This is a genomic window from Streptomyces katrae (assembly GCF_000966975.1).
GTDB lineage: Bacteria > Actinomycetota > Actinomycetes > Streptomycetales > Streptomycetaceae > Streptomyces > Streptomyces katrae.
Map to the genome: position 1 here is coordinate 1 of NZ_JZWV01001249.1, position 3,205 is coordinate 3,205.

A 3,205-nucleotide genomic window follows, 5' to 3' on the forward strand; every position below is an offset into this window, starting at 1 on the left:
CCACCCGGTGGCCCTCGGCGCGCAGCCGCTCCGCCAGCGCGTAGGCGATGGTGGTCTTGCCCGCGCTGGGCAGACCGGTCAGCCACACGGTGGCTCCCTGGCCGGTCACGCTCATCCGCTTCTCCGTAGGTTCCGTGGTTGTGGTGGTCATCAGCCGTGCAGCCCGCATTCGGTCTTGCCGCGCCCGGCCCAGCGGCCGGCCCGGGCGTCCTCGCCCTCGGCGACCCGGCGGGTGCAGGGGGCGCAGCCGACGGAGGTGTAGCCGTCCATCAGCAGCGGGTTGGTCAGGACGCCGTGCTCGGCGACGTACGCCTCCACGTCGTCCTGGGTCCAGCGGGCGATCGGGGAGACCTTGACCTTCTGCCGCTTCTCGTCCCAGCCGACCACCGGGGTACCGGCCCGGGTGGGGGACTCGTCGCGGCGCAGGCCCGTGGCCCACGCCTCGTACGCGGTCAGGCCCTCTTCGAGGGGCTTGACCTTGCGCAGGGCGCAGCACAGGTCGGGGTCGCGGTCGTGGAGCTCCGGCCCGTACTCGGCGTCCTGTTCGGCGACCGTCTGGCGCGGGGTGAGGGTGATGACGTTGACGTCCATCACGGCCTGGACCGCGTCACGGGTGCCGATGGTCTCCTCGAAGTGGTAGCCGGTGTCCAGGAACACCACGTCCACGCCGGGGAAGGCGCGGGAGGCGAGGTGGGCGACCACCGCGTCCTCCATGGAGGAGGTCACGCAGAACTTCGCACCGAACGTCTCCGCGGCCCAGGTGAGGATCTCCAGGGCGGAGGCGTCCTCCAGCTCCCGGCCGGCCCGCTCGGCCAGCTCCTTCAGCTCCGTGAGACGCGCGTCTTGAACGGTGGTCATATCTCGTCCCCTCCAGCGGTGTCGGTCTGAACGCCCCGGGCCAGCAGCCCGAGGTACTTCAGCTGGAAGGCCCGGTTGCAGGCCCTGCATTCCCAGGCGCCGTGGCCCGTCTCGTGCGGAAACAGGTCCTCGTCGCCGCAGTACGGGCAGTAGAACGGTGCGGCGCGCTCGCTCACGAGAGGTCCTCGTCCTTGGCGCGGCCGACCCAGGCGGCGAAGCGCTCGCCTTCCTCACGCTGCTCCGAGAAGCGCGTGACGACCCGCTCGACGTAGTCGGGCAGTCCGGCCGAGGTGACCTTGAGGCCGCGGACCTTGCGGCCGAAGCCGGCCTCCAGGCCCAGGGCGCCGCCCAGGTGGACCTGGTAGCCCTCGACCTGGTTGCCCTCGTCGTCCAGGACCAGCTGGCCCTTGAGACCGATGTCCGCCACCTGGATACGGGCGCAGGCGTTCGGGCAGCCGTTGATGTTGATGGTGATCGGCTCGGCGAAGTCCGGCAGGCGGCGCTCCAGCTCGTCGATCAGCGAGGCGCCGCGGCCCTTGGTCTCGACGATGGCCAGCTTGCAGAACTCGATGCCGGTGCAGGCCATCGTGCCGCGGCGGAACGGGGACGGCTTGACCCGCAGGTCCAGCGCCTCCAGGGCCGTGACGACGGAGTCGACCTGGTCCGCCTCGATGTCGAGGACGATCATCTTCTGCTCGGCGGTGGTGCGCAGGCGCCCGGAGCCGTGCTGCTCGGCGATGTCCGCGATCTTGGTCAGGGTGGCGCCGTCCACGCGGCCGACGCGCGGGGCGAAGCCGACGTAGAACCTGCCGTCCTTCTGCTGGTGGACGCCGACGTGGTCGCGCCACTGGCCGCTGGGCTGCTCGGGGGCGGGGCCGTCGGTCAGCTTGCGCTTCAGGTACTCGTCCTCCAGGACCTGGCGGAACTTGGCCGCGCCCCAGTCGGCGACGAGGAACTTCAGGCGGGCGCGGGTGCGCAGGCGCCGGTAGCCGTAGTCGCGGAAGATCGAGATGACGCCCTCGTAGACGTCCGGGACCTCGTCGAGGGAGACCCAGGTGCCCAGGCGGACGCCCAGCTTGGGGTTGGTGGACAGGCCGCCGCCGACCCAGACGTCGAAGCCGGGGCCGTGCTCCGGGTGGTTCACGCCGACGAAGGCGATGTCGTTGATCTCGTGCGCCACGTCGAGCAGCGGCGAGCCGGAGACGGCGGACTTGAACTTGCGGGGCAGGTTGGAGAAGTCCTTGTTTCCGACGATGCGCCGGTAGATCTCCTCGATGGCGGGGGTGCCGTCGATGATCTCGTCCTGGGCGATGCCGGCGACGGGCGAGCCGAGGATGACGCGGGGCGTGTCACCGCAGGCCTCGGTGGTGGACAGGCCGACGGCCTCCAGACGGCGCCAGATCTCGGGGACGTCCTCGATCCGGATCCAGTGGTACTGCACGTTCTGGCGGTCGGTGAGGTCGGCGGTGCCGCGCGCGAACTCCTCGGAGATCTCGCCGATGACGCGCAGCTGCTCGGTGGTCAGCCGGCCGCCGTCGATGCGGACGCGCAGCATGAAGTACTTGTCGTCCAGCTCCTCCGGCTCCAGGATCGCGGTCTTGCCGCCGTCGATCCCGGGCTTGCGCTGGGTGTAGAGGCCCCACCAGCGCATACGGCCGCGCAGGTCGTTGGGGTCGATCGAGTCGAAGCCCGTCTTGGAGTAGATCGTCTCAATGCGCGTCCGCACGTTGAGACCGTCGTCGTCCTTCTTGAACTGCTCATTGCCGTTGAGGGGCGTGTGGTGTCCGACGGCCCACTGGCCCTCGCCGCGGTGACGGCCGGTCTTGCGGCGCGCGGCGGCTGCAGGGGCGGCTGCGGGCGTTTCGGGGGTGGCGGCCATGGCGGGTACGTCCTTCTTCAACGGCTCGAGGCAGGGCAGGGGAGCGGCGGCGCGCCCCTGTCAGGCTGGAATCTCCGAGCAGGTGTGGTCGATTTCCGCCCTTTTGTCGGGGTTTCCGACGTGCGGGGGCGGTGTTTCGGCCTTCAGGGGGCTTGCAGGTGGTCGACGCGTCCGCGGCGGCGGGGACGGCGGCGACGTGCGGCGGTGGCTGGTTCCGTCAGCTCGCCCGACACATGGCGCTGGACATGCGGCCGAGGTCGACGTGACGTCGACTCACCAAGGCGATTCCAGCTCCATTCATGGCCGAAGCGTGGCACGGGCCGATTGGAGGAGTCCACTACTGTCCACTATCCGGACGAACTGGTCCCGAATCATGAGACCGCGTGACGGGGGTCACGTCGGACGGGGGTTCCGGATGCGCGTGTCCGCGCCGCCCGGGGACCGGGACGGCGCGGACGGGGCCTCGGG

General features: G+C 70.5%; 5 protein-coding genes. All 5 read right to left on the reverse strand.

Annotation, left to right across the window (positions count from 1 at the left end; all coding sequences use genetic code 11):
* Positions 1-115: adenylyl-sulfate kinase (locus VR44_RS35690; protein ID WP_045951807.1), on the reverse strand; the 115-nt coding region annotated here is incomplete at its 3' end.
* 35 nt (positions 116-150) lie between these two features.
* Positions 151-858, reverse strand: coding sequence for a phosphoadenylyl-sulfate reductase (locus VR44_RS35695; RefSeq protein WP_045951808.1), 708 nt, complete (start codon positions 856-858; stop codon positions 151-153).
* Positions 855-1,034: a hypothetical protein gene (locus tag VR44_RS35700; protein WP_045951809.1), complete on the reverse strand. Its 180-nt coding sequence runs from the start codon at positions 1,032-1,034 to the stop codon at positions 855-857. Before VR44_RS35700 ends, VR44_RS35695 begins: the two co-directional genes overlap by 4 nt.
* Positions 1,031-2,737, reverse strand: a complete 1,707-nt coding sequence (locus VR44_RS35705) for a nitrite/sulfite reductase (protein WP_045951810.1) — start codon at positions 2,735-2,737, stop codon at positions 1,031-1,033. Before VR44_RS35705 ends, VR44_RS35700 begins: the two co-directional genes overlap by 4 nt.
* A 217-nt stretch (positions 2,738-2,954) precedes the next feature.
* Positions 2,955-3,038 (reverse strand): putative leader peptide, encoded by an 84-nt coding sequence (locus tag VR44_RS49335; protein ID WP_358899165.1) that lies wholly within the window; start codon positions 3,036-3,038, stop codon positions 2,955-2,957.
* Positions 3,039-3,205: the final 167 nt, after the last annotated feature.